We start from the raw sequence: 26,411 nt of genomic DNA on the forward strand, positions 1-26,411 counted from the left end.
TGGGGCCCATGTCGATCAACGTGGACCTGGGCTTGGCGGGCCGGCTGGCCGCGGCGCGAGCAGGAGCGTTGGTGGGCAGGGACTCCGAGCGGTCGGTGCTCGACCGGATGCTGACCGGGGCGGCCGACGCTCCGCTCGTGGCGTACGTCCACGGTCCCGGCGGCATCGGCAAGTCCTCGCTGTTGCGCTACGCCGCCGCGCAGGCGGAGCTCGCTGGTCGCGAGGTCGTGCGGGTCGACTCGCGGTTCCTGAACACGGATCCGCGTCGCCTGGAGGAAACCGCCGCGCTGGCGTGCGTCGAACCCGGTGCGGTGCTCCTCTTCGACAATTTCGAGCGCTCCCAACAACTTGAGCCGTGGTTGCGCGACACCTTCTTGCTGCGGCTCGGGGAGGGAGCGATCGTCGTGCTCGCGAGCAGGATCGCCCCCGACGCCGAGTGGACGCTGGATCCCGGCTGGGCGCAGGTGTTCACCGAACTGGCCCTGCGACCGCTCGACGCCGTCCAGTCCGATTCCCTTCTCGCCACACGGAACGTCGCACCGGACCACCGCGCCGCCATCGTCGCCTTCGCGGGCGGCAGCCCGCTCGTTCTCTCCCTCGCCGCGGCCGGTGAGCCCACCGGTGAGGTGCTGACCACCTTGGTGGAACGGCTGGTGGGCGATCTGCCGAGTGATGCGCACCGACGCGCCCTCGACGTCCTCGCGCAGGCTCATGTCACACGTGAGGACCTGCTGCGCGCGGTGCTCGGCGACGAGGACGCCGCGACGGTGTTCTCCTGGCTGCGCCGGCAGCCCTACGTCGAGACCACGCCCCGAGGACTGCATCCGCACGTCGCGGTGCGATCCACGCTCGCAGCCGATCTGCGGTGGCGAGACCCCGAGCGCTACCAGGAAGTACGCACGCGCATCTCGGTCGCATGCTTGAGCGCGCTGCGCCGGGCTGCCGAGGACGACGCACCGCAGCGCGCCGCGGAGTGGATGTTCCTCTTCCGCGACCAGGCCGGCCCGCCCGACCTGGACGACTGGCGGGCCCATCCCCACGTCGAGGACACACCTCTCGACTCCGCCGACATACCCCACATCTTGCGCATGGCCGGTGAGTCCGCGGTCGCGCACTGGATCCGACGCCAGCCGGAGGGATTTCGCGTCTACCGCTCGGCGGGCAGGCTGCTGGGGTTCATGGCCGTCCTGCGGCTGGAGGCGCCGTCACCCGACGACCTGGCCGCCGACCCGGTGATCGCGGCGCTGTGGAAGCACGTCGAGGCGGTCGCTCCCCTGCGCCAGGGCGAGCACTTGGGCGTCCGCCGCTTCGCGGTGCAGTTCGGCGGGCACCAACGGCCATCGCCGCTGATGGATCTCATCGGCCGGCGCATCGTCGCGGCCGAGATGCGGACCCCGGGACGGGCGGTGACCTTCACCGTCTTCCATGACGCCGAACGGTGGCGGCACCACCTCGCCGCCGCCGGGCTGCACGAGGTGGTGACGGTGGAGGCCGACGGGCTCAGGCAGCACGTCTTCGGCAGGGGCCCGAGATCGGCCGATCTCCTGCCGCGCAAGGCGTTCGAGAAGGGCGTGCTCGAAGCACTGCGCACGTGGCGTGCTCCCCGCGAGTTCGCGACGAGCGTCCTGCTGCGGTCGCACCTGGTGCCACAAGGGTCGGCCGATCCCGTTGCGCACCTGCGCGATGCCATCACGTCGGCCCTCGACGCGCTACGGGTCGACCCCGCCGGCGTCAAAGCACACGACGCCCTGACCGCCACCTACATCTCGGCGTCAGGCACCCACGAGGCGACGGCGCGACGGCTGGGCGTGCCGTACGGCACCTACCGGCGCCACCTCGCCCTGGCCAAGGAGCGACTCGTCGCACATCTCCTGGCCAGGTGACGTCAGCTCTTGCGGCGGCGAGGTGCTGCCGAACGCGGCGGCGCTGATCGCATGTGGTCGCGCACCGGCGCCAGCAGTTCTGCGAGGGTGTGAACATCATCGCGCGACAGCGGTTCGAAGAGCAGCCCGCTGACGACCTCGACGTGCCCGGGCAACACCGCCGCGAGCAACGTGCGTCCGGCACCGGTGATGGTGACCGTGACGCTCCGCTCGTCGTCGGCGGACGGCGAGCGTTCGACCAGACCCGCCTTCTCCAGCAGTGCCACTTGGTAGGTCAGGCCGCTGCGGCTGTAGACGACCCCGTCGGCCAGGTCGGTCATGCGGTGGCTGCCCGTCGGCGAGTCCCCGAGCCGCGCCAGCAGCTGGAACTGCACGTAGCTCAGGTCACCAGCTTCCTTCAGCTGCTGCTCGACCGCGTGGCGCAGCAGGCTGGTCACCTCGACGAGGGCGAAGTAGGCGCCGAGCTGGACGGGGTCGAGCGACGGCGGTGAGTCGGCCATGGCCGCAGCCTACTGCTTCGAATTCGAAGGAGCGCTCGGGAACGCTCCTGAGCAGCGCTGGACACAGGTGAGCACCGCAGGACGTGGCAGCTGAGCAGCGGCACACAACAGGGTCTCCAGGCAGGAGGACGGCGCCGCCGTCCCCACTGACCCCGAGGACGACCTTGAGCATCCCCCACCTCTCCCAGCGGGAGGACCAGCAACAGCTCGAATGGATCGGCGGGAGCGTGTTCAGCGTCCTGCTCGACGCCGAGGCGACCGGAGGGCAGCTGACCGTCGGGCGCTTCGACGCGGGCCTCGGTGAAGCGCCGCCGTGGCACATGCACAACAACGAGGACGAGGTTTTCCTCCTGCTGTCCGGTTCCGCGCTGGTGTGGGCCGGCGACGAAGAGCACGAACTGCGCGAAGGCGGCATCGTCTTCCTGCCTCGCCGCATTCCGCACAGCTACCGGATCACCTCCGAGAAGGCCGACCTGCTGCTCATCTCGACTCCTGGCGGACTGGAGAAGATGTTCCGCCATGCCGGTCGCGACCTGCGCGAACCGCGACCCGAGGGGTTCGAGATCCCGCTGTCGCTGCTCGCGGAAGCCGCCGAGATCTCCGGCAACGTCCTGCTCGGCCCTCCCCGCTGAGCCCAGGCAGAGACGTGCCGCACATCACTTTGCTTCGAATTCGAAGCAGGTCTACTCTCAGATCCAGATGCTTCGAGTTCGAAGCAAACAACAAAGGAGAGTTGCCATGAAGGCAGTGCGTTTCCACGAGTTCGGCGGCCCCGAGGTCCTGCGGTACGAGGACGTGGAGCAGCCCGTCGCCGGAGCCGGCGAGGTCCTGGTCCGCGTCGCGGCCACGACGTTCAACCCCGTCGAGGGCAACATCCGCCTGGGCGTCATGCAGGGCCAGATCCCGGTCGAGCTGCCGCACACCCCCGGCCTCGACGTCGCCGGCACGGTCGACGCAGTGGGCGAGGGCGTCGAGGGCTTCGCGGTCGGCGACGAGGTCGTCGGCTTCCTGCCGATGACCAAGCCCGGCGCGGCGGCCGAGTACGTCATCGCACCGGCCGTCGCCCTGACCCTGGCTCCCAAGGGCATCCCGCTGGCCGACGCCGCCGCGTTGCCGCTGGTGGGCCTCACCGCCTACCAGGCGCTCTTCGACCACGGTCAGCTGAAGGCCGGGCAGCGCGTGCTGGTCAACGGCGCGGGCGGACCGGTCGGCGGCTACGCCGTCCAGCTGGCCAAGGAGGCCGGTGCCCACGTGATCGCCACGGCCAGCCCGCGCAGTGCCGAGGCCGTGCGGACCGCCGGCGCCGACGAGGTCGTCGACCACACCACCACCAGCGTGCTCTCGGCGGTGACCGAGGAGGTCGACCTCGTGCTCAACCTCGCGCCGGTCGACCCGGCGGTCCTGGCCGAGCTGGTGACGGTGGTCCGTCCTGGCGGAGTCGTCGTCAACACGACGATCTGGATGCCCGCGCCGACCGACGAAGAACGCGACGTGCGCGGCATCAACCTCTACGTCCGCAGCGACGCCGAACAGCTGGCGAAGCTCGTGGCGCTGGTCGACTCCGGCGACCTGCGGGTCGACGTCGCCCAGCGCGTGCCGTTGACCGAACTGCCGGGGATCCACGTCCAGGCTGCGTCGGGCGCGGTCCGCGGCAAGGTCGTCTTCCTCGTCTCCGGCGTCTGACAACCCACAACAGAGAGAAGCAGACCATGTCACTCGGGCTGGATCCCGAGATCGCCATCGCACTGGCTCCGATGGCCGGTGCGATGGCGGACGCCACCCCTGCGGCGGTGGGCGACGTCGGGGCGCGCAGGGCCAGGTGGGAGCCGATCATCGGCGCCGCCGGAACGGCCCAGCCGATCCCGGCCGACGTGACCACCACCGACCACCACGCCACTGCGGACGACGGCGCACGGATCACGATGCGCTGGTACACCAAGGAAGGCGCGACGCCAGGCCCGGCCGTGCTGTTCTTCCACGGCGGCGGGTACATCTTCGGCCACATCGACCTGTTCGACGGGCCGGTCTCCCGGTACGTGTCCGCGAGCGGCGTGCCGATGCTGTCCGTCGAGTACCGCCGGGCGCCCGAACACCCCTTCCCCACCCCGCTCGAAGACGCCTGCACGGCGCTGCGCTGGCTGCATGACAACGCCGCCGCACTCGGCGTCGACCCCGCCCGAATCGGCGTGATGGGCGACAGTGCCGGAGGCGGGATGGCGGCGGCGCTGTCGATCCTCGCCCGTGACCGCGGCGGCCCGGCCATCGCCCGTCAGATCCTGATCATGCCGATGCTCGACGACCGCACCACCGAGGTCGACCCGCACATCGCGCCGTATGCGTTGTGGTCCTACGACGACAACCTGACCGCGTGGCCCGCACTGCTCGGCGACGCCGCCGGCGGGCCCGACGTCCCGGCCACCGCGGCACCCGCCCGGCTCGAGGACGCGTCCGGCCTGCCACCGGCCTACGTCGAGGTCGGCCAGCTCGACGTCTTCCGCGACGAGGACCTGGCCTACGCGACGAAGCTCAGCCGCGCCGGCGTACCGGTCGAGTTCCACCTGCACCCCGGCGCACCGCACGAGTTCGACTCGATCGCCTTCGACTCCGACGTGGCCAGGCGCGCCATCGCCGACCGCGTCCGAGTCCTCAGGTCGATCTAGTGGTGCACGGCGAGACCGCGAAGGTATGTACTGACAGGTGTCTGCCTCGGGCGGGCACGGCCCGTGATGCTCTTGGCATGACGAAAAAGAGCGTTCCGATCACCGTCTTCGCCCGTACGACGTCCAGCCCCGCCCACACCCACCGGGTCATCGTGCCGATCCACTTCCCTCAGGTGTTCAAGCCGTGGGGACCGTTCCCCGGCGTCGCGGAGGTGCGCGGCCAGACGAACGCAACCTCGCCCGCGCCCTCTTCGGCACGGGCGAGGGCCGCTGGCACCTGCGCCCGGTCACCTCGACAGCCGGACCGTACGCGTTCGAGACCGCGATCGTCGCGGACCTGCGCGAAGCACTCTCCCGCTACCCGGCCGACCCAGAACTGGCGGCGCTCGTCGACGGCTTGCGGGCGGCCTCACCCTTCTTCGCTGAACTGTGGTCGGTGGCGGGCATGGGACAGCTCACCGGCGATCTCAAGACGATCAGCCATCCCGAGCTGGGTGACGTCACGCTGGACTGCGACGTGCTGACCGTGCCCGGCGTCGACCTGCGCATCGTCACCTACACGGCAGCCCCGGGAACCAGCGGCGCCGACCAGCTCGACCTCCTGCGCGCGTCCCGGCTCAGCGAGGCTCGCGCACGACCCGCGGGCACCACAGCGGCGACGCTCTAATCCTGGCCTCAGGTTGATCGAGGACGATGAGCGGCAAAAGCATCGACTGGAGGGGCAAGCCGGCGTGCGGATCATGATCGCGGATGACGAGGCGGCCATCCGCGAGTCGCTGGAGCGGGTGCTTCAGGTCGAGGGTTACGAGACCAGCACCGTCGCCAACGGTCTCGCCGTGCTCGACGGGATCGGCGGCGACGAGCCGGATCTGCTGATCCTCGACGTGATGATGCCCCGCCTCGGCGGGGTGGAGACCTGTCGGCGGTTGCGGGCGGCGGGCCGGGATCTGCCGGTGCTGATGCTGACCGCCCGGGATCAGATCTCCGACCGGGTCGCGGGACTGGACGCGGGCGCCGACGACTATCTGCCCAAGCCGTTCGCCACCGAGGAGTTGCTGGCCAGGGTCCGGGCCCTGCTGCGCCGCCACACGCCGGGCGACGACGAGTCGCAGATCCTGACCTTCGCCGACGTCCGGGTCGATCCCGACAGGTTCGAGGCGTGGCGGGGCGGGCGGCCGCTCCACCTGACCCGGACCGAGTTCTTCCTGCTGGAGGTCCTCGTGCGCAACGCGACCAGGGTGCTGACCCGAGGCGCGCTGTCCGAGGCGATCTGGGGCTTCGACATGAGCGTCACCTCCAACAACCTCCAGGTGTACGTGAGCTACCTGCGCCGCAAGATGGAGGCCGAGGGTGAGCCGCGATTGATCTACACGCGACGCGGCCTGGGGTACACGTTGCGGGAGACTCCTCCGTGAGCAGGCCCGCCGGCCGGGAACCGCGCCGGCTGACCCGTTGGTGGCGCCGGCGGTCCCTGCGGACCAGGCTGACGGTGATCGCGGCGACGGCCATCGCGGTCAGCGTGTTCCTGACCTTCCAGGTGGCCAGCGAGCTGCTGGACTGGGAGCTGCAGGCCGCCGCGGAAGATCAGCTGCGCGCCGACTCCCGCTTCCTGGCGGCGAACGCGGAGCGCGCCGGTCTGGCGCAGGTCGAGCTACCGCCGTATCCCGGATCGGGTCGGCTGGTGCGGGTCGTCCTGCCCGACGGCTCGGTTCGGACGCCGGTCGGCCAGCCCGCCCTGCCCCCGGTCAGCGAGCTCGCCGGGCGCGTGGCGCAGGGTGGGCCGGCCGACCTGATGGAGTCGCGCGACAGCGACGACGACGGCTACCTCGTCTACACGCTGCGGACGGGCGGCGGCGCGGTCCAGGTGGCCCGCGCCGCCGACGACAGCCCGGTCAACCAGTTCGGGTTCGGCATGCTGCTGATCGGGCTGTTCTGCGTGGCCTGCGGTGCCCTTGTCGGGCGGGCCGTGGCGCGGACCGGGCTGGCACCGATCGACCGGCTGACCGCCGCCGCGGTACGCGTCGCGCACACCCGGGATCTCGACGCCGACATCCCGGACGAGGGCGGTGGGGAGATCCGGCAGCTGATCCGGTCGATCAACGACATGCTCGCCGCGCTCCGGGACTCCCGGCAGGCCCAGCGGCTGCTCGCCGAGGACGCCGCCCACGAGCTCAAGACCCCGCTCACCAGCCTGCGCGTCAACATCGAGCTGCTGATCCGGCTCGATCGGCGCGGCGCCCTGGACAGCGCACTGCCCTCGGAAAGCCGGACCCGGCTGCTCAACGACCTCGGCGCCCAGGTGGTCGAGTTGAGCACCCTTGCCGCCGAGCTGACCGACCTGGCGCGCGGTGACGTCAGCGACGAGAACACCGAACTGCTCGACCTCGCCGACGTGGTGGTGGCCGCCGCGGCCAAGGCGAGTTCCCGCGTGCCCGACATCGAGATCGCGCTCGACGTGACCTCCGTGTGGGTGAGCGGGCGTCCCGCTGCACTCCAACGGGCGGTGCTCAACCTCATCGACAACGCCGGCAAGTGGTCCCCCGCGGACCAGCCGGTCCAGGTCCGGCTCCGTGCCCAAGGCGCTTCGGCGGTGCTCGAGGTCGACGACGCCGGGCCGGGCATCGACGCCGCCGACGTACCGCGGGTGTTCGACCGGTTCTACCGTGCCGACAGCGCCAGGGCGTTGCCGGGATCCGGTCTGGGGCTGTCGATCGTGCAGCGGGTCGTCGACGCCCACGGCGGCCGGGCCACCGTCGCCCGCTCCCCACGCGGTGGCGCGCTGCTTCGGGTCGACCTTCCGGCCGCCTTGATCGCGTCGGGCCCGTGAAAAATCCGGGACGGGGCTTGGGCCCGTCCCGGATCTCGTCCGTGCCGCCGCGCTCACCGTTGCAGCGCGGGCTCCTCGTCGTCGGCGAGCGGCCGTTGCACGTCCGGCAGCTCCACCGGTCGGGACAGCCGGCTCGGCCACCACATCCGCGGGCCGATCAGCAGCGTGAGGGCGGGCACCAGAATCGACCGCACCAGCAGGGCGTCGAGCAGCACGCCGAAGGCGACCAGGAACCCGACCTCGATCAGCATCACCAGCGGAAGCGAGACGAGGACACCGAACGTGGCCGCCAGGACCAGGCCTGCCGAGGTGATCACACCACCGGTGGCGGACAGGGCTTTGAGCATGCCCACTCGGGTGCCCAGACGCACTGCCTCCTCCCGTGCCCGGCTGGCCAGGAAGATGTTGTAGTCGACACCGAGCGCCACCAGGAACAGGAACGCCAGCAACGGCACCGAGTAGTCGATGCCCTTGAACCCGAGGATCGTGTCGAAGACGAACACGCTGCCGCCGAAGGCCGCCGCGAACGAGACGACCACGGTGGCCATCAGGACCAGCGGGGCCACCACCGCTCGCAGCAGCAGCGCGAGAACGATCAGGACGACGACGAGCACCAACGGGATCACCAGCTTCTCGTCGCGGCTGGTGGTCTCCTCGGTGTCGAGGTGCTCCGCACTCGGCCCGCCGACGATCGCCTCCGCCCCGCTCACCGCGTGCACGGCGGTGCGCACCCGCTTGATCGTGTCGTACTCCGCGACGGTGTCCGGCGCGTCCTTCGGGAACACCGAGATGTCGGTCCAGCCACCGCTGGTCTGACCCGGGACGGCCACCGCCACACCGGGAACGCCCTTGACGACGTCGAGCACCCGCTCCTGGTGCGCCGGCCGCGTGAAGATCGTCATCGGCTGGCCGCCGAGCTCCGGGAAGTGCTGGCGCAGAACGGTGAAGCCGGTGACCGACTCCGGCGCGGACACGAACTGGTCCTGCTCCCGCAGGGGGCCGGTGTTGCCCGTCAGCCCGAGGGCGAGAACGCCGAGGACTCCGAGCGAGCCGAGCGTCGCCACCCACCGGCGGCGGCTGATGGCGGCGCCGAGCCGCACCCACAGTCCCGGCTTCTCCTCCACGGCAGTGCTGAACCGCGGGATGGCCGGCCAGAAGATCCGCCTGCCGAGCACCACCAGCAGCGCCGGGAACAGCGTCAGCATGGCCACCAGCGCGCACAGGATGCCGGCCGCGCCGATCGGGCCCAGCCCGCTGGTGCTGTTGAGGTCCGCGACGAGCAGGCAGAGCAGGCCGGCGATCACGGTGGCCGCGGACGCGACGATGGCCGGTGCCGCGCCGCGCAGTGCGTGGATCATCGCGACCCGGACATTTTCGTGGTGGTGCAACGCTTCCCGATATCGGGCGATGAGCAACAGCGCGTAGTCCGTGCCGACGCCGAACACCAGGATCGTCAGCAGCGCCGAGTTCTGGTCGTTGACCACGATGCCGAAGCCCTTGACGAGCAGGTAGACGGTCGCCATCGAAGTCAGTGCGGCCGCGCCCACGGCCACCAGCGGGATGAGCCACAACACCGGGCTGCGGTAGGTGATGATCAGCAGGAGCGTGACGACGACGATAGTGGTGAGGAGGACCTGCAGGTCGATGCCGTCGAAGACGGCGTCCATGTCGCCCTCGACCGCGGCCGGGCCGGTCACGTCCAGTTCGAGGCCCGTGGGGCGGTCCTTCGCGGCGTCGCGCAACGGGCCGACGATGGCCTCCGGTGCGCCGTAGGTCGTGCTCACGTCGAGGGTGAACATCATCGCCTTGCCGTCGGTGGAGGGCGTCCACTGCGGGCCCTCGTCGTCCTCGCCGGCCGGGGTCACCACCTTGGGCGGGTACCGCTTGGCGAGGGTGTCGTAGTGGCGCTCGACCGTCGCGCGGTCGGCGTCGGTCATGCCGCTGTCACGGTGGTACACAAAGACGAACGTGTTGTCGTTCCCGCCGGGGAGACTGTCCTCCAGCACGGCGACCTTGGTGGACTCGGCGCCGGCCGGCAGGGTGTCCGCGGCTTTGTCGGTGGTGACCGAACTCAGCTTTCCGCTCAACGGCCCCATGACGACCGTCAGCACCAACCACAAGCCGATCACCAGCCACGGCACCCAGCGGCCTGCCAGCCGACCGGCCGGTGTCTTCCCGGACGGCGCTGCGTTGACTGCCATTCACGAGCCTCCTGCATACGTGTCACTTCGCCTGTCTGGTGACGACTTCCTACCGAGCGAATATGAGAGGACCGTTAATGCGGTGCTCAGGACCGCCGGTAGTCCTAAGAGGACTCAACGGAGTAGTACCGTCGTACCGCCTCCCTCCCGAAGTGACGACCGCGGTACGACGAAACGGGACGGATTTCGGCCTAGCGTTCCGGACATGACGAAATCTGGTAGTCCACTGTGGAGGTTCGGGGCGGCCGCCGTGGCGCTGGCGACGGCGTTCACCGTCGTCGCCTGTGGGTCGAACGCCGGCAACGGTGCGGCACCCGTTCCGACTGGCCCGCACAACGGGCACGCGGCCCAGCCGCCGGCCCCACCGCAGCCGCTGCGCGCCGGTGAGCGGTTCGTCGACCTGAAGATGGCCGAGGCCTACACGCCCACGCCGTCGGGGGACAGCGGCACGGACGAGTACCGGTGCCAGGTGATCGATCCGGGCCTGACCAAGGCGGCGTTCCTGACCGGGACTCAGGTCACGCCGGAGAACGTCGCCCTCGCGCACCACGCCATCGTGTACGCGGTGCCGGCGCGCAGCGCTGCCCTGGTGCGAGAGCAGGACGCGAAGACCCCCGGCGTCGGCTGGCAGTGTTTCAGCGGGACCGGCGTGAAGGGCGCCGACGTGGAGGAAGACGAGCCGGGCGCGACGTGGGTGGACACCTGGGCGCCCGGCGCCTCGGAGACGCTGTTCACCCAGGACGTCGGTTTCAAGCTGGAGCCGGGCAGCCTCATTGTCCTCCAGATGCACTACAACCTGCTCGCGACCGACGGCAAACCGGCCGGGTCGGACCGCTCGGCGGTGCGGCTGCGGCTGACGGACGGCACGCCGCAGACCCGGGAACTCGACACGTTTCCACTCGACGCACCGACCGACCTGCCCTGCGCCGCCGACGAGTCGGGTCCGCTCTGCGACCGGGCGGCCTCGATCGCGGACGTGACGAAGCGGTTCGGGCCGGAGGTCGGTGGCACCGCGGACGAGCAGCTGGAGGAGTGCGGCCAGAGCGCGCCGAAGCCCGGTAACACCCAGACCTGCGACCAAGAGGTGCCGGCACCGATGACGCTGTTCGCCGGTTTCGGCCACATGCACCTGCTCGGGCGGTCCATCAAGGTCGAACTCAACCCCGGCAAGCCGAACGCCAAGGTCGTGCTGGACGTGCCGCAGTTCGACTTCGACAACCAGCGGCTGGTGAAGCTGCCGGAGCCGGTGGAGATCGGTCCGGGGGACACGCTGCGGGTGACGTGCACGCACGACGCGGGGCTGCGCAAAAAGCTGCCGCAGCTGAGCAAGCTGCCGCCTCGCTACGTGGTGTGGGGCGACGGCACCAGCGACGAGATGTGCACGGGCATCATGACGGTCTCCCCCCACAAGTCCTGACGTGAGGGTCGAACATGCGTGAACTCACTGAGGTGTCGCAGCCCACGACGGTGTGCTCGGCCACGACATGACCCGGCTGCGTTTGGATTCCCCGTGGCGGTCGCCGGTCTGGGTATTGCTGCCGCTACGTGCTTTTCTAGGTGGCACCTTCGCCTACGCCGGTCTCTCGAAGCTCCTCGACACGCACTACTTGGACGACACCTCCCCACTCGGTGTCCACGCGCAGATGGTGAACGCCGCCACGACCTCCCCGATCGGCCCGCTGGTCTCGCTGGCCGCCGACCACGCGACCGTCGCCGGACTGGCGATCGCTTTCGGGGAGATCGCGGTCGGGCTCGGCACTCTGCTCGGGCTGTTCACCAGGCTCGCCGCACTCGGCGGTGTCCTCCTCTCGCTCAGCTTCTTCCTGGCGGTGAGCTGGACGACTCGGCCGTACTACGTCGGGGCCGACATCGTGTTCGCCGTCGCCTGGACCCCGTTGCTGATCGCGGGCGACGCCGGGGTGTTGTCACTGACTGCCCGGCTGCGCGCGAAGGTGCGGCACAGACTCGGCCTGCCGGTGCACCCCACGCCGGAAGAAAGCGGGACAGCACAGGACGACGTCGAGCGACGTACCGTGCTGCGGGGCGGTCTGATCGCGGCGACGGCGACCGCTGCCGGAGTCACCGCGGGCAGCGCGCTGGCGCTCGCCCGGCGCCCTGCCGGCTCGCCAGCGGCCTCGGCAAACCACGGCCCGGTGATCGCTGCCGTCGACGACATCGTCGTCGGCTCGTCGAAGAGCTTCACCACGCCGAACGGGACGCCCGCCTATCTCCTGCGCCCGGCGCCGGACACCTTCCTGGCGTTCAACGCCACCTGCCGTCATCAAGGCTGCCCGGTCTCCTACGTCGGCCCTGGCTTCCGGTGCCCTTGCCACGGCGCCACCTACGACGAGAACGGACAGGTGACCGGAGGGCCGGCGCCCGCACCGCTGACCAAAATCCCGATCAAGGTAGTTGAGGGCCAGGTGATGCTCGCCTGATCTTCAGCGCTTCATCTCGCGCCCGTTGGACGCGCGAGATGAAGCGCTGACCGGCCGGGTGATTCTCAGGTCGTAGGCGAGGATGACGGCCTGGACCCGGTCCCGTGCACCGATCTTGGCGAGGACCCGCCCGACGTGGGTCTTCACCGTCGACTCCGACAGCGTGAACCGTTGCGCGATCTCGCCATTGGTGAGCCCTTGGCCGATGGCGACGAGGATCTCGCGCTCGCGGCCGGTCAGGGAGCCCAGCCGGGGATCCTCCCGCGCAGGCCCGCAGAGGTCGTCGTCGAGATGGTCGGCGAACGCGTCGAGCAACCGCCGAGTCAGCGTCGGCGCGATCACCGTGTCCCCGGCGGCGACGGCCCGGATGCCGGCGAGCAGCTCCTCAGGACGGGTGTCCTTGAGCAGGAACCCGCTCGCCCCGGCCCGCAGCACGGCGAACGCGTACCTGTCCACGTCGAACGTCGTCAGCACCAGGATCCGCGAACGCCCACTGGCGGCGGCGATGCGCCGGGTGGCCTCGATCCCGTCGGTACCCGGCGTGCGGATGTCCATCAGCACCACGTCGGGATGCAACTTGGTGGTCCACCGAACGGCCTCGGCGCCGTTCTCGGCCTCGCCGACGATCTCGGTGTCGGGGCTGCTCTCCAGCAGCATGCGAAACCCGAAGCGCTGCAGCGGCTGGGCGTCCACCACGAGCACAGAGATCATGAACGGCTGCCTTTCAGAGTCGCGTGGACGGTCCAGCCGCCGTCCGGTGTCGTGCCGGCGCTGACCGTGCCGCCGTAGAGCGCGGCGCGTTCGGCCCTGCGAGGCCGAGACCGCGTCGCCCGGCGACGCCTACTTCATATCGAGCGGACCTGAGACGACCGTTAGAACGGCGCTCAAGCTGGTTGGCCGCCGAGGATGGAACACGGTTGTTGCGCAGCACCTTCATCCGCCGGATGCGCACACTGCCAGGTTGGTCCATAAAGGACTTTCGCCTGCGGAAACCCAATCGCCCCAGGAAATCCAGAGCCGTTGACTGCCGACCGCGCCACCGCACTGGAGACGGCAACGCATGCCAGCCGCATATTTCCCTGCTGCAGCACGAATCGTCGGCGAGCGACAATTGCATGCCGGTAACTCGATGGTTAACCGCAACGCACTTGCCGCCTTTGCCGCTCCTCTTTAGGTTTGAGGCCTTACAGGAGATAAAGACCGCAGACCAGACTCGGCCAACGACCTGGGAGAGCGTTCAACGAAAGCGAAGGCATCGAGTGAAGCAGTCGAGCGTGAAGATCGACGGACAACAAATCACTTACTTGCAGAGCCCGGCCGACCAGAGTGGCCAAGCCGATCCCGAGGTCATCTTCATTCACGGCAACTCGTCTTCAGCCAGGACTTGGCTCCCGGTGATGCGGGGTGATTTCGGCAGGCGGTTCCGTTGCGTTGCACTGGACCTGCCCGGACACGGGCAGTCCGAACCGGCGAGGGATCAGGCCGACTACTCGCTACCGGGATACGCCGCCGTGCTCACCCGCTTCGTGCAGGAACTCCGCGCATCGGAAGCGATCATTGTCGGCTGGAGCCTGGGCGGGCAGATCGTGATGGAGGCCGCGCCCGAACTGCCGGACGCGGGCGGCTTCGTCATCTTCGGCGCGCCGCCGGTCGCGTCACCAGCCCAGATGGCAGAGGCTTTCCTGCCGCACCCGGCGATGGCCGCTCTCTTCAGCGCGCAGGTCAGCGAGTCCGAGGCAAGGCTGGCCGCTGAGAGCTTCACCGCGCCCGGTTCGCCGCTCGACATCAGCGAGTTCGTCTCCGACATCCTGACCACCGACGGCGCAGCTCGCATCGGGCTCGGAGCCAGCGCTGGTGCGGGCCGGTTCGCGGATGAGATCGCGATCGTCTCGGCGCTCCGTCAGCCGCTGGCCATCCTGCAAGGCGCTGACGAGCAACTGGTCAACCATGACTACTTGCGAAAGCTGACCATCCCCAGCCTGTGGCGAAAGGAGGTTCAACTGATCCCCGGAGCCGGCCACGCTCCGCACCAGGAGGCACCGCAGCAGTTCGCCGCCCTGCTCACAGAGTTCATCGGCGACCTTGGTCGCAAGCAATGATCGGCCCGGATCATCGGCACCCGACAACCCGCACATCGCTCCAACGCCGGTCGCGAGCTCATGTCGGATGCGATCGCACGCTCATGCCGATGTGCCGAGGTCGATCTGATGGACGTTAGGGTCGACCAGTGACCGCCGAGAACATCGAATGGGGTGGACAGCGCGAGGGCGACCCGACAGAAGCAGAACTCGCCTTCGCGACGTCACTGAACGCGCAAACTCCAGGGCTGGACTACTGGCTGCATTCCGACGACGACGGCACTCCCTGGCTCCTGGTGTCCCTTGATCTCATCGAGGGAAACACCGTGCAGAACACTTTGCGCCTGGACTTCGACAGCCGCGGCATCCGCGGCGGCTGGAGCCCGTCATGCCTCAACTGGGACGACGGAATGAGGGCAGAGGACGCTTTGATCGACTTGGCGGGACCCGAAGGTCTGCTTCTCCCGGCGAACCAGTTGTCGATCGAGGACCTGGCTCGCCGTGCTGCAGACTGGTTCACCCAGCCGAAGAAGGGACGCTGGGCCGACCCCCACCGCACGTGAGCGGCACCGGTCGCCCCCGGTGTAGTCTCAAGTAGCCGCTGATCACTTGCTCACTGAGTTCGCGTCGAGAAGATGCGCGCGGCACCCTCGCGAACGGCCCTCCAGTCCGTCGCCGGCACGTGCCGCAAGGCTGCGGCCAGGGACCCGGAACGCAACTGATGTTCCCGGCGCAGCTGTTCGATGTCGAGCTGGATGTCCGGATCCAGCCCGCCGGCCTCGATCTCCGCGATGCGCCGGTCCATCGCATCGATCAGCTCCCGGTCGAACTCCTCCACAGCGCGCAGGAACAACTCGGTGGAGACGCTCGCCCGTCCTTGCCTCGGCACGGCGCAGTCAAGTCCGGGCTCGGCCGGGTGCCACCAGTCGACGGTGATCGTGTCCCGGTCGGCGACCGATCGCCACCACAGGATGCGTGGTGAGGCGGCGAGGTAACTGGCGTACATGAAGTGGCTGCTGTACCAGTCGAGAGCCGCCTCCGCGTCTTCGACACCTGCCCCGTACCACGCATCCTGATCGCTGGTCATGTGGTCGACGAGATCTGCGGGCACCGGTTCCAGCAGAGACGGCAGCACTTCCTGGACGTCCTCCCACAATCGGACGACGTAGTAGTCGACTGGCGAGGGCTGTCCGGTATCGGCGTTCGACGGGTGGTGAAACAACTTGTGTCCGTCCACTTCGATCCAGTACCAGCCGTCCGTCAGGGCGAACCAGTGCAGCCTGCGATTACCCCAAGGCTCCACGTCGGCCAGCGGCCTGAGCCGGAAGTGAAAACGGATCACCTCGGCAGTGTGCCCCACCACCTCAGACGACTGTCGACCATTTTGACTCGGACGTCCCCTCACACCGCGGTGCACGCACGTGCCGATCTCGATCGCGGTGTCCTGATCATCGATCCACGCACCGGGGCGCTGCAGGAGAATGCGCACACGCGGTGGCTCGGCTCACCATGTTCCGCAAGTATCTTGAGCAACACGACAACGAGTTCGTGTTCACCGCCGAAGGCGGAACATGGCTGTGGCGCAGCACTTTAATCCGCCGCGTCCTCAACCCGCAGTCAACGGCAACGAAGGACGACCGCTCTCAGGCACGGCTCCGGACCACTTGCCGCGTAGCCAATCCGCGGCCCCCTCACACCGTTAGTCAAAGGGGCACCACGAACACCGAGATCTACGAACCGGATGCGATCAAGCAGGAGAATCCTGCTCCAGAACTGCTCGTGCAGTGGCGGCGGATCAGGCGTGCGACGTAGTCCAGGGTGCGATTGGACAACGTGATCGTGGATGGACAGAACAACACGAAGCTCCTGGTCGACATCGGTTGATCTTGGTCGTGATGCCACTGCTACCAGGAGCTTCGCCAAGCTCAAGGGTCATTGACTACACCGACCTGATCTCGTGACCAGCAAGATCAGAATGGAAAGAAATCATCAGGAACGCATTACATGTCAAAACGGAACTAGCCAGTTCGGCATATTCTCACTTGAGGCAAACTGGATTATCACCACATCGGAAAGCGGCCCATCAAAGCCATGCGAAACCAATTCTTCAAGACTTGGAACAATACCCTTCTCACGCATAAGGGCAATCAGCCGGGCCACCTCAATCGAGGTTTCGCTAGAGTGCCCGTCCCGCGGACAGTAGGCTCCACGGAAGTACTCACCATCCATGCATTTAGTGTAAGCTTCAGCCCAAGTATTTTTCATCGTTTCAACACTCCTGTAATGGACGGAATTCCACCTTCGGCTCGACCAACCTTGACAACAAACCCGAGATTCTGCATTTGGCCAACAATGCTATCAACGTCTGCAATGCGACCAGTAGTAATAGAGAGACTACCGCCAGGCTTCATCACACGAGCTACTTCCGCTAGAGTCCCGCCCGCAAACTCAGTGGAGGGAAAGTGGTTCATTGTAACATTGTCAAAAACCGAGGAACCAAACGGTAGATTCTGCGATCGACCGACGACGGTAGGCCCATGCGCAGCATTTGGATTCACGCTAACTACGCCATCCGGCGTCCTGACGACACTTTTAACGCTGGAGTCAGGAAAAGACCCACCACCGATATCAAGCGTCAAACCGCTCTGACAGGTGTTGTGCACAAGGACTGCCACAGCGCCGGCCATCACATAGTAAGTGTGAATACCATCGATCGTTAGGTTGTGAACCCGTTCAATCGCAGTCCACCTCTTGATCGTCGCTACTTGAATCCGGGTCCCCGCCGCAGTCTCTAACACCGTACCGGCACCCAATTCACTGGCATATGCCCAGCGCTGCTGGTCAGGCAGCCAGAATGGATGACCATCGGTCGCGATGATCTTGCCATCACCAACCTCGATCTCGACGAGGTCCTTGACACCTTCGCCGACGATCGTCTTGAGCACCGACCTAGCTCCTGATGCGCCGGTCTCGGGATCAGTAGCGAGTACCAGATCACCAACCTTTATCTCACTGATCCGCTTCGTCGCACCATCTGCCATTAGCACGGAAGTGTCACCAGTGAAGCTATGCGGGCCACATCCTGCACGTATCCGACTCGCCGCGCTCCTCACTCCAAGCGACGCCGCTCCCACACCAGCGGCTGCCATACCGAGGAATTCGCTGCCCTTTTGCTCCCAAATCTCATCACTTGCACATTTCGACCAGTTATCCAGGCAATAATTTGCGGCAATGTCCTTGGCTCCGGCGATATCGTCAGGATTCTCCATTAGGTGGATCCATGCCATCTGACAACCCGTGCGGCCGAAACAGGAATACTCTCCATCTCCCATGGAGTTGCCCCAGAACGTCCCGCCAAAGTTGAATGACGTATAACCCGAATTCCAGATCGAGATCAGCCTGGTCGGATCCGTTGTCCTAGGCGAGTTCTCTCTCGTCCATTTCTGTCGCGGGGATGGACCAGCGGGTGCGTCTGAACCTTCGATCGGCGGTGAAGAAGTCCTCGGTGTACCAAGGGTGCTGCTGCAGCCGCCGTCGTCCATGCAGCCCATCGCAAGCAGGCCGGTTGGGTCACTGAAGGTGACGGGGCTGTTGTTGGCGTAGGCGTAACCGTTCCACTGCTGCGGATCGGTGGTGTCCATGAGCGGGTCGACGGAGATGAACCGGCCAATGGCCGGGTCGTACTCTCGGGCACCGATGTGGGTCAGGCCGGTGTTGTCGAGGGTGCCGCCGACGAGGCCCTTGTCCATGAAGGCAGGCCAGGCACCAGTGCCACCGCGGATCTCACCGAACGGCAGGGTGCGCCGGGTGCTCACCTTTTGCCCGAGGGCGCTGATAGTGATCTGTGTCGTGCCCTGCTGGTCGGTGGACATCCAGGTGATGCCGGTCGACGTACGCGTGCCGATGTCCTTGCCCGCGTGGGTGTAGTAGCGGGTACAGACCTTCGCGCCGGACGATGCCGTGTACCGCAACTCCTGGCCTGGCAGGTACAGCGTCGGTCCAGTCGGGTCTCGCTTGATCAACCGGTTGCCGTCGGCGTCGTAGACGTACGACGACGCACCTGACTCGTCGACCGTGGTCGCGACATGACCTTCCCGGTCCCACGTCATCGTCTGCGTGGCACCACCTGGAGACGGGCGGGTGAGCGTGTTGCCCACCTCGTCGTAGGTGTACGAGGCTTTCCTGGTGCCTCCGGTGTCCGCGGTCACCGTGCTGGCCAGGCTGTGCTTGCCAGGCGTCGGGAAGTACTCGGTCGTGCGATCGCCAGCGCTCGTGCCGTGCTCGACCAGTTTGGTGCGGTCGCCTGCGACGTTGTAGCTGTAGGTGTGCCAGTACTTCGACGGGCCGCCAAGCGCTTCGACGGAACGTGGTTCTCTGCAGTTACCGGAGATCGGGGTCCACGCCTCAGTCAAGCGCCGCAGGTGGTCGGTCTGGAAACACTGCGTGTCGGAGCTGATCAAATCTGCGACGCGGGTGATGTTGCCAGCGTTGTCGTAGTCGTACCGCACGTTGGCGACATCCGAGGGTCCGGTCAACTTCGATGTCCGGATCTGGTTGAGCCGACGGGTGTGCTCGTCGTAGTCGCGCAGAACATCAACCGTGCCGCTTTCGCCGCTGCGCAGCTGGTAGGTCTGCAGTTCTCCGAATGGCGTGTAGCTGGTGCTGGTGACGAGGTCGGTCTTCAGCTGGGCGTTGTAGCCGGTCTTCTGCGTCGTCGGTTGACCTAACGTGTCGTAGCCGTAGAACAGCGTCTCCTTCTTGAGATCGCCGGTCGCTGCGATTTCAGTTGAGGAGGGCAGGTCGTCTGGGTTGTAGGTGTAGCCGTAGTTGTAGGTGCCGGCGAGGCCGGTCTCGTTCGCCGGGATCGTGATGGTGGTTGCGGTCGGCTGCTGGTCCAGCCTCATGCCGGTGTGTTCTTTGATGTAGTCGCCGAGTTCGCCGTGGCGCACGGACTTCACCAGCGCGCCGTTGATTCTGGTGCCGTCGGCGAGCTTGTCGTAGATCCACTCCGCACGCACGGTGCCTGCTGTCGAGTCGTCTCGCGTGCTGGTCTTGCGTCCCAAGGCGTCATAGGTGTACGCGATCGCCTTGCCTCGTCCATCCTTTGTGGACATGAGCTGGTCCGCGTCGTCGTAGGTCGACTCGGTCGTGCCCTTGTCCGGGTCGACAGCGCGAATCTGCCTGCCGCGCACGTCGTAGGCGTACTGCCACTTCTTGCCTGACGGCTGGGCGACCTCGGTCAGCTGGCCCTTGAGATCGTAGGAGTACCTGGTCGCGTCGAACCCTGTCGCGCTGCCGGCGACGACACCCGAGTGGTACTGGCGAAGCTCGGACTTGCGGCCGAGTACGTCGACCAGCGTTGAGGTCACTACGCCGCCAGCCGGTGGCGTGACGTCGGTGCGGTCACCCGCGTAGTAGGTGGTCGTGCGGAACAACTCCTCACCACCTGGGCTGCCCACCGGCACCAGTTGTTTGAACACCTGGGCGATCTCGCGGCCAGCACCGTCATATGTCGTCAACGTCGCCGCAGGAACCGTGTCCGTAGGCACGAACAGCTCAGGACCGGACACCATCTTCGCGACATAGGCGTTGTTCGACCGCACCGCGCGGCCTGCTGCGTCGTAGTGGGTATCCGTCACTACCGTCTTTGACGTATCTCCGGTCGCGTCGGGCCGCTGTGTCTGACGTGGCCGGAGCAATCCGTCGAACAGTTCACGTGACGTGACATATTGGCCACCGATCCAGTCGCTTGTCGCGACAACAGCAGGCCCGTTCGTTCGCTCCAGGTAGGAAAACTTCTTGTCAGCAGGCCGTCCATCGATACTGGGGCGAGGTTTCCACACCGCCGTCGTACGACCGAGACCGTCGTATTCGATGCGCGCCGTTCTCTGGTTAGCATCGACGGTGGACGACGGCGTGCCCCACGCCGGCTGCTGAACCGTCTTCGTGACCCAGCCCAGCGCGTTGGTCGTGGTGGTCTCCGTGACCGGCCCACCTGCGGCGGGGGTGTATGCCGTGGTCGTCGTTCCCTTGGAGTCCGTCAGCTTGGTGACCCGGCCGTAGATGTCGTACTCGGTCACGGTCTCGGCCAGGTAAGCTGCCGTGCCGTTGACATACGACTTGAGGCTCTCGGTCCGGGTGACGTCACTCTTGGTCGGAGCAACGCCATGTCCCTGGCCGTCGTAGTAGGTCCTGGTGTCGCCTGCGATGTCCGCGTCCTGCAGGCCCACACCGGCCTTCGCTTTCGTGCAGTCGACCAGGAAGTCCCGCTTGCGCGACACCGTGCCGATCAGCCAAGCCGACGTGTTGCGCGCGTAGTCGGTCAAGCTGCACTTCTCATCGCCGACGACCTTGTCGTCGCCGCGATCCTCGGTCTGCGTCTCGGTCCCGTAGGTCTGGTCGAACTCGGTGACCACACTGGTGGTGCGGAATCCGCGTCCGCTGTCGAGCGCGATGCGTGAATGCTTGCTCTCGGTCGAGGTGTAGCGGGCGTGTGTGGTGACGTCGCCGATCGTGCGGCTCGCCGTCGGTTCCGACTTCCAGGGCACGGTGACGGTTGCAGAGACCTCCGCGCCGGTTGGTCCGTTGTAGACGATCTCTTCGCGCACCGTGCCCGCGAAGGCATCCTCATCGTTGATGGCGGGAATGTTGCCGGCAGTGATCGCCGGCATAGGCGCGTTGCGGGTGCCGGATGGGAGTTTGTCTCCGTGCATGCCGCGGAAGTAGCGCTTCTCGGTCAGCGTCTGTTCGCCAGGATCGCCCTTGCGCGTCTTGACGGCCCCGTAACCGCGCCACACCGACCACGTCTTGTCTTCGGCCTTGATCAGACCGTCGTCATCGGTGTAGTGCCAGGCCGGGTTGCCGACGTACTCATAGCTGGTAACCACGCGCGTCGAACCGCCGGTGAGGTCGGATTCAGTCACGCTGTTCACGACGTACTTGTGGAAGTAGTCCCAGATCGGATCCTTGTTGCCATCCGGCTTCCAGCGCACCGGATAACAGCGCAGAGTGTTGTCCTGCAATGCCTTCACGTCAGGCATCCGCGAACCCGGCACGCAGTCCGCACCGGAGTAGGTAACGTCGATCTGGCCGCCGGTCTCGGTGTAGATGCTCTTGAGGCGCCACCACTTCATCGCCGCGTACTGATCAGAATGCGTATCGACCCGATTGCTGCGCTGCTCACCCTGGAACCGGATGTCCGGCACAACGGTCTGTTGGCCGACAAGACCCACGCGCGAGATCTTGTCCAGCCACAGACCCGCCCGCGTGCCATCACCGGGATCGGGAAACGAGTGACCCAGCGTCCACTTCTCGACCGCATTGCCCCCGACCTTGGTGGTCACCGAGGCAAGGCGCTTGCTCGACCAGAACGTCGGCGAGCCGGTCAGACAAGGATTCGCGTCGCATGCGCGGTCCCACGGCACGTCCGGCCAGTGCACGGCGTCCTTCGTGCCACAGTCAGCCAGACAGCGGTCGGCCAGCTCGAACACGACCTGCATCGGCGCGGTTTCGGACCGGTCGTTGCGGGTGCCGTAGTCGATCTGCCGCAGCACCGACGCCCTGTCGTACTCGACGAGATCGGTCGTGGTGTTGTTGCGGGCGTACTTGTTGGTTTCCTTGTCATAGCTGTAGCTCATGGTGTTGCCGTGCAGGTCAACGACGTACTCGAGGTTCCAGCGATACGGCTGCGAACAGAACGAGTCCTTGAACGCGGCAGCCTCGCACGGCTCATTGGCGTGATTGCCCGCGACCTGAACGTTCAGCACGGATTGGCGGCTGCGCCCGAACCAACGTTGCGTACCGTCTGGGGTTGTGACGATCCAGTGCGCGCCGTTGCGCGCACCGTTGTCGATGCCCTCGGCTCCGTCGCGGAACTCGACGCGGGTGCCGTCGTCGTTGCGCAAGCGCCACCGCCTCGACGGAGCGGGCTCCTTGATCAGCTCACCCGCGTGGCCCTCCATCGACAGGGCGGCGTTCTCGTTGCGCCAGCACAGGTCACCGGTCTCGGTGGTGTTGCGGGCGCCGCCTGCCATGTCGTCGGCGCAGCTGACGTACTTGCGTTCGATGAAGTTCGCGCCGAGTTCGAAGCCCTCACCGATCCACGACGGCTGGTTATTCGATGCCGCCATCCGACCGTCGACACTCGCCGATGAGTACTCCAGCGCCAGCATCGGCGTCGGGCCTCCTAGCGATGGCGGCATCCGCAGCGGGTAGTTCCAGGTGAACGCACCGGTGTTCGAGCCGGCCGACCATGTGGCCGACGACGAGAGACTGGTCGCCTTGTAGCTGCCCGACCCGCTAGAAGTGCCCGCGGCCAGAGCCATGAGGGAACCGCTCGACGAGCTCGCCTCGGTCGCGGTAACGGTGCCCTTCGCCAGATCGTTACGTGACGGAACGGCTTTCGCGGCGCACTCCGGCCTGTCCGGTGTGCGAAGAGCGCATTCAGGTAACTCCACCAGCCTCAGCCGGGAAGCCCAGTCACCACCGTAGGCCCAGCGGAAGGACGAATAGTTTACTTCAACCTTCGCGGACCCACCTGAGAGCTTGAACAGGAGGCCGTCGACACCCGACGCGCGAGCCTTTTCCCTGTCGAACGTCTCGATCCTGATCTTCGGCTTGGCTTTGGCAGCATTCGCCTGCACGCCATCGACCGCGGCCACCGACACAGGGGTGTCTCCGACCCGTGCGGTCTTGTTCGCTGCGACCGCCCCGAGATCGATCTCGGCGACGGACGCTTTAGGCCAGTTCGGCGCACTGCCAGTGAAAGCGGTGCCAGTACGGACTTCCTCGTTCTTGCGCAAGCCGGCTTTCTCACCGGCGATCACGCGTTCCTTCTTCGGTGCAGGCGGCCTGTACGGTGCCGCGGGTGTGGGCGAAGCGGTGAGCACAGTCGACACGAGCGACGCGGCGAGTGCGACTACCAGTCCACGCTTGGATCGGGCTGTGGGCATGACACAACTCCAGTTCTGGGCAGGGTGGACTGGTCAGCTGAAGAACACACGGGCGGGCTCGAACCAGCCGGAACCCACCTGCTTGGACTCCGTGTACGGGAATCCAGTGAGTCCGTTGGTGTTGGTCCACGACCACACCGTGCCGTCCGAGCGGACGTCGATGATCTCGGACTTGCCGTCGCCGTCGATATCGGCGAACCAGGTGCGATCAGCCTTCCAGCCCGACCCGATCTCCTGCGAGATGTCGTAGGAGCCGTACCCGAGGCCGCTGAGGTTGCGGAACGCCGACACGGTCTTATCGGCATTCACCGTGATGAACTCGGCCTTGCCATCACCATCGATGTCCGCGAACCGAATGCGATCCGGGGTCTCAGTGTCGGTGATGACCTTGACGATGACCGGGGCGGTCGCGAACGCAGTCGACTGGCCACGCTCGTTCATCCCGAACAGGTTTCGGTACACACGCACCCGGCCGTCGTCGTCGATCGACACGCGGTCCGAGCGGCCGTCACCGTCGATATCCGCGAAGCGGATGCGAGCGGTCTCCCCGGATACCGAGCCGATGACGGTGGCGGCACCGAACGGGAACCCGTTCATGCCGTTGACGTTCTTGAACGCTTTAATCGTGCCGTCCGGATCGACCGCGATGATCTCGGACTTGCCATCGCCGTCGATATCGGCGAACCAGGTGCGATCAGCCTTCCAGCCCGATCCGATCACCTGCGGATCACGAGGGTAAGGAACGGTGTCATTGACATTGAGGAACGCACGAACAGCACCACTCGCGTCCACCGAGATGAGCTCGTCACGAGCGTCTCCGGAAATCGACGATCCAGTGCGAGGTGTCGGGTCGAGTGCCTTGGGGGCCAGCACTCCTTGGAACGCCTTCAGTTCGTCGATGTTGCCGTTGAAGTACTCGCCGGCGCTGCTTCGGCCCACCGACAGCACACCGGTGGAGTTCCAGCCGACGACACCGGTGACCGTGCTTTTCAGCGTGTCCGGACTGTCTTGGTAGCCGACCGTCAGTTTGAGGGTGCGGGCGCTGGCATCGTAGGTAGCCACGAGGTGCGTCCACTTGTTCGCCACGGCGTCGCTCTTGGCCCGCCACCATGTCGATGGGTTCACCGCCGCGTTCGGCATCTCGGCGCTCCACTGGGAGCCGTCGTACTTCAACGTGAACGGGTCCACTCCGGACGGTCCACGCTGAACGACGACGGTCCGGGCAGTGCCGGTACCGTTGAGCTTGGCCCACACATCCACCGAGAACGCCTGGTCGGTGTTCAGCACAGGCTCGCTCGTGCTCGCGGAACCGTTGGTGCCATTGAGCTCCAGACCGCTAGCACCCTCCACGGCCGGTCCCCACTTAGCACCACCAGCGAGGTTGAGCGTGAGATGCCGGCCGTACTGTGAAGTGTCACGAGCGGTCGAACCGGTCTCCTCATTGAACTGCCACTCCCCCACCCCGCTCGCCTCGATCGCGTCAGCCCTGGACATGACCTCTTGCGGCGTGATCGTCCGGTTCCACACGCGCATCTCGGCAAGGTCACCGCGCCACGCCTCAGCAGCCGCGGAGCTGCGCAGCGCCTTGCCGATCCACAACTGGCCATCAGCGTTGAACCCGTTCGTCACTACCGCGGTCGCGCGTTGCAACGCGCCGTCGACGTACAGCCGAACGTCTCCACTGACGTTGTCTCGGGTCCCAGTCAAATGGGTCCACACCCCTGCCACAGCCACAGCATCAGACGTAGCCGCGTTCTGCACAGCATCTGCGGTGTCGTTCGCCGCCAGCGAGAACACCCACTTGTGTGTTGTGGCGTCGTACCCCAGCCGGAACGCGGACGTCGTCGCGCCCTGCTGACTCATCACCGTGCGGCTCACCGCGTCATCGGTGAGCCGCACCCAAGCGGAGACCGAGAAATCCTTACCGGTATCCAGCACCTTCGCCGTTACCGCACCGTTGGTGACGCTGCCATCGAAGCCAACTGAGCCCTGACCACCAGCCGCTCGTCCAGGACGGGCAGTGTCAAGACCAGTCAGCGCGAGGCGATGACCGTTACCGGTGGCGTCGAATGCCGGATCATCACCACCGAACCAATACGCTTCCGCAGGCTTCAACCCCGCCACAGTGAACTCAAACGTACTGCGCTTCGACAACCCAGCGTGATCAACCGCTTCAACGAAGAGCTTCTTCAAACCGGACGATGGCGGCGTCCAGCGCACCGACGCACTCGTCGTACCCTTCTCCACCACGACCGTCGTCGACGGCGGGTTCGTGAAACCCCAGCGGTACTTCACAACGTCGGTGGACGTGCTGGAGAACGTAAACGTGTCCGCGATGCCGAGGGAACCGCAGCCGTCCGAGGCGCAACCTGATGTCTTGTACACCGACGAGGTGAATGTCGGAGCTTCGGGCACTGTGGTGTCGACGCTGAAGCCGCACCAACCCGACGGCGGGCCCCACACCTGCCAGTCCCCCGCGGTGACACGGAAGACGTAGACGCCGCCATCGGTGAGGCCGACGCCTGCCATCGGCCACTGCTGACCGCCGTAGCCGGTGCCGACTACACCGGGATAAAGCTGCCAACTCGTCCAGCCCGGCAGGTGCGCGACCACATCGACCGCACCATCTCCGTTGAAGTCGGGGATGGTCAGGGCGCGGGCGCCGGCCCAGCCGGAGCCGATCTCGTGACGGCCGGGTGTACCGGTGTACACCGCGCGCTTGCCGCTACCCGGATAAAGCCAGAGCGGGTCTGCTGCACCGTTAGGTGACATCTGAGTTGGCTTGCCGTGATGGTGAGCTGGGAGGATGTCGCTGTGCCCAAGCCCTACCCCCAGGAGTTTCGCGACGATGTCGTGCGGGTCGCTCGTGATCG

General features: G+C 66.6%; 19 protein-coding genes. 12 read left to right on the forward strand and 7 right to left on the reverse strand.

What is annotated here, in order from left to right:
• Positions 1-8: 8 nt before the first annotated feature.
• The gene (locus G7043_RS21955) at positions 9-1,883 is read left to right on the forward strand and encodes an ATP-binding protein (RefSeq protein ID WP_242642481.1); all 1,875 of its coding nucleotides are present in this window, start codon (positions 9-11) and stop codon (positions 1,881-1,883) included.
• Positions 1,884-1,885: 2 nt separating this feature from the next.
• Here the strand turns inward: G7043_RS21955 and G7043_RS21960 are convergent, their stop codons facing one another.
• Entirely contained in the window at positions 1,886-2,383 is a 498-nt protein-coding gene (locus G7043_RS21960) for a MarR family winged helix-turn-helix transcriptional regulator (protein ID WP_166048138.1), read from the reverse strand.
• Between the two features lie 164 nt (positions 2,384-2,547).
• Here G7043_RS21960 and G7043_RS21965 point away from each other — a divergent pair, with 164 nt between their 5' ends.
• From G7043_RS21965 to G7043_RS21990, 6 genes are all read left to right on the forward strand, one after another.
• Positions 2,548-3,015, forward strand: coding sequence for a cupin domain-containing protein (locus tag G7043_RS21965; RefSeq protein ID WP_166048140.1), 468 nt, complete (start codon positions 2,548-2,550; stop codon positions 3,013-3,015).
• Between the two features lie 106 nt (positions 3,016-3,121).
• The gene (locus G7043_RS21970; RefSeq protein WP_166048142.1) at positions 3,122-4,066 is read left to right on the forward strand and encodes an NADP-dependent oxidoreductase; all 945 of its coding nucleotides are present in this window, start codon (positions 3,122-3,124) and stop codon (positions 4,064-4,066) included.
• A gap of 26 nt (positions 4,067-4,092) precedes the next feature.
• Entirely contained in the window at positions 4,093-5,043 is a 951-nt protein-coding gene (locus tag G7043_RS21975) for an alpha/beta hydrolase (protein ID WP_166048144.1), read from the forward strand.
• Positions 5,044-5,227: 184 nt separating this feature from the next.
• A complete protein-coding gene (locus G7043_RS21980; protein ID WP_313888014.1) occupies positions 5,228-5,710 on the forward strand; it encodes an MmyB family transcriptional regulator in 483 nt (160 codons plus the stop codon).
• Positions 5,711-5,774: 64 nt separating this feature from the next.
• On the forward strand, positions 5,775-6,458 hold the full coding sequence (locus G7043_RS21985; protein ID WP_166048146.1) for a response regulator transcription factor: 684 nt from the start codon (positions 5,775-5,777) through the stop codon (positions 6,456-6,458).
• A complete protein-coding gene (locus G7043_RS21990) occupies positions 6,455-7,870 on the forward strand; it encodes a HAMP domain-containing sensor histidine kinase (protein ID WP_166048148.1) in 1,416 nt (471 codons plus the stop codon). The genes G7043_RS21985 and G7043_RS21990 overlap by 4 nt, the downstream gene beginning before the upstream one ends.
• A 53-nt stretch (positions 7,871-7,923) precedes the next feature.
• Here the strand turns inward: G7043_RS21990 and G7043_RS21995 are convergent, their stop codons facing one another.
• Complete coding sequence (locus G7043_RS21995) at positions 7,924-10,071, reverse strand: MMPL family transporter (RefSeq protein ID WP_166048150.1); 2,148 nt, start codon at positions 10,069-10,071, stop codon at positions 7,924-7,926.
• A gap of 205 nt (positions 10,072-10,276) precedes the next feature.
• Here G7043_RS21995 and G7043_RS22000 point away from each other — a divergent pair, with 205 nt between their 5' ends.
• Together G7043_RS22000 and G7043_RS22005 are read left to right on the forward strand one after the other, a co-directional pair.
• A complete protein-coding gene (locus G7043_RS22000; protein WP_166048152.1) occupies positions 10,277-11,488 on the forward strand; it encodes a monooxygenase in 1,212 nt (403 codons plus the stop codon).
• A 67-nt stretch (positions 11,489-11,555) separates the two neighbouring features.
• Positions 11,556-12,509, forward strand: a complete 954-nt coding sequence (locus G7043_RS22005) for a Rieske 2Fe-2S domain-containing protein (protein ID WP_166048154.1) — start codon at positions 11,556-11,558, stop codon at positions 12,507-12,509.
• Positions 12,510-12,512: 3 nt separating this feature from the next.
• Here G7043_RS22005 and G7043_RS22010 read toward each other — a convergent pair whose 3' ends face one another.
• Positions 12,513-13,220 (reverse strand): response regulator, encoded by a 708-nt coding sequence (locus G7043_RS22010; protein ID WP_166048156.1) that lies wholly within the window; start codon positions 13,218-13,220, stop codon positions 12,513-12,515.
• 563 nt (positions 13,221-13,783) lie between these two features.
• Between G7043_RS22010 and G7043_RS22015 the strand changes: the two genes are divergently transcribed.
• Both G7043_RS22015 and G7043_RS22020 read left to right on the forward strand, forming a co-directional pair.
• Positions 13,784-14,608 (forward strand): alpha/beta fold hydrolase, encoded by an 825-nt coding sequence (locus tag G7043_RS22015; RefSeq protein WP_166048158.1) that lies wholly within the window; start codon positions 13,784-13,786, stop codon positions 14,606-14,608.
• A 128-nt stretch (positions 14,609-14,736) separates the two neighbouring features.
• Positions 14,737-15,150, forward strand: coding sequence for a hypothetical protein (locus G7043_RS22020; RefSeq protein WP_207311464.1), 414 nt, complete (start codon positions 14,737-14,739; stop codon positions 15,148-15,150).
• Between the two features lie 50 nt (positions 15,151-15,200).
• Here the strand turns inward: G7043_RS22020 and G7043_RS22025 are convergent, their stop codons facing one another.
• Positions 15,201-15,929, reverse strand: coding sequence for a DUF5984 family protein (locus tag G7043_RS22025; RefSeq protein ID WP_166048160.1), 729 nt, complete (start codon positions 15,927-15,929; stop codon positions 15,201-15,203).
• A gap of 152 nt (positions 15,930-16,081) precedes the next feature.
• On the opposite strand from G7043_RS22025, the gene G7043_RS22030 reads away from it, so the two are divergent.
• Positions 16,082-16,399 (forward strand): hypothetical protein, encoded by a 318-nt coding sequence (locus tag G7043_RS22030; RefSeq protein ID WP_166048162.1) that lies wholly within the window; start codon positions 16,082-16,084, stop codon positions 16,397-16,399.
• A gap of 195 nt (positions 16,400-16,594) precedes the next feature.
• Here G7043_RS22030 and G7043_RS22035 read toward each other — a convergent pair whose 3' ends face one another.
• The 3 genes from G7043_RS22035 to G7043_RS22045 form a co-directional block, all read right to left on the reverse strand.
• On the reverse strand, positions 16,595-16,816 hold the full coding sequence (locus G7043_RS22035; protein ID WP_166048164.1) for a hypothetical protein: 222 nt from the start codon (positions 16,814-16,816) through the stop codon (positions 16,595-16,597).
• 32 nt (positions 16,817-16,848) lie between these two features.
• Positions 16,849-23,412 carry an RHS repeat-associated core domain-containing protein gene (locus G7043_RS22040; protein ID WP_166048166.1) on the reverse strand — a complete coding sequence of 2,188 codons (6,564 nt, stop codon included), beginning with the start codon at positions 23,410-23,412 and terminating at the stop codon, positions 16,849-16,851.
• Positions 23,413-23,571: 159 nt separating this feature from the next.
• Positions 23,572-26,411 (reverse strand): LamG-like jellyroll fold domain-containing protein (locus G7043_RS22045; protein WP_207311465.1); only part of this gene is annotated, 2,840 nt, incomplete at its 5' end.

The organism is Lentzea alba, from assembly GCF_011067745.1.
Lineage (GTDB): Bacteria > Actinomycetota > Actinomycetes > Mycobacteriales > Pseudonocardiaceae > Lentzea > Lentzea alba.

Excerpts from the sequence above, each read along its gene's own strand:
- G7043_RS21955 (WP_242642481.1), top strand. The coding sequence starts at position 9 with ATGTCGATCAACGTGGACCTGGGCTTGGCGGGCCGGCTGGCCGCGGCG.
- G7043_RS21960 (WP_166048138.1), bottom strand. The coding sequence starts at position 2,383 with ATGGCCGACTCACCGCCGTCGCTCGACCCCGTCCAGCTCGGCGCCTAC.
- G7043_RS21970 (WP_166048142.1), top strand. The coding sequence starts at position 3,122 with ATGAAGGCAGTGCGTTTCCACGAGTTCGGCGGCCCCGAGGTCCTGCGG.
- G7043_RS21975 (WP_166048144.1), top strand. The coding sequence starts at position 4,093 with ATGTCACTCGGGCTGGATCCCGAGATCGCCATCGCACTGGCTCCGATG.
- G7043_RS21995 (WP_166048150.1), bottom strand. The coding sequence starts at position 10,071 with ATGGCAGTCAACGCAGCGCCGTCCGGGAAGACACCGGCCGGTCGGCTG.
- G7043_RS22000 (WP_166048152.1), top strand. The coding sequence starts at position 10,277 with ATGACGAAATCTGGTAGTCCACTGTGGAGGTTCGGGGCGGCCGCCGTG.
- G7043_RS22005 (WP_166048154.1), top strand. The coding sequence starts at position 11,556 with ATGACCCGGCTGCGTTTGGATTCCCCGTGGCGGTCGCCGGTCTGGGTA.
- G7043_RS22010 (WP_166048156.1), bottom strand. The coding sequence starts at position 13,220 with ATGATCTCTGTGCTCGTGGTGGACGCCCAGCCGCTGCAGCGCTTCGGG.
- G7043_RS22035 (WP_166048164.1), bottom strand. The coding sequence starts at position 16,816 with ATGGATGGTGAGTACTTCCGTGGAGCCTACTGTCCGCGGGACGGGCAC.